Raw genomic sequence first — 315 nt, 5'->3', positions numbered from 1 at the left:
TCGAACGGCTGGTAGAAGATCACTTTCGGTCGTTGGCCCGGGGTGTACACCAGCCAGCTGTTGGGCAGCTTGGTCAGCGGCAGCCACGCCTTGAAGTTCGGATTCACCGCGTACGGGTAGTCGCGATCATCGAAGGCCTGGTAATGCTGGGTGCCGCTGGGAATCACCAGATGATCGAAGCCGCCACGCGCGAGCGCTTCGTCGGCGCGCTGGCGCATGACGCTGGCGTGGTGGGAATACAGGGCGCCGAGGTCTGGCTGGTTCATGGCATGAAGCTCGCTGGCAGTGCGGAATGCAGCCTTGGATTCTGCCGCA

Annotated in this window: 1 pseudogene; it reads right to left on the bottom strand. The window is 62.9% G+C overall.

The annotated features are described in order from the left end of the window. Window positions 1–315, bottom strand: a pseudogene (locus tag AAE045_RS23540) (hypothetical protein); the annotation flags it as partial.

This window comes from Dryocola clanedunensis (assembly GCF_038405435.1).
In the GTDB taxonomy this organism is placed as follows: Bacteria; Pseudomonadota; Gammaproteobacteria; order Enterobacterales; family Enterobacteriaceae; genus Dryocola; species Dryocola clanedunensis_A.
The sequence above is the reverse complement of the archived record's forward strand: the minus strand, read 5'-3'. Positions and strand labels throughout refer to the sequence as shown.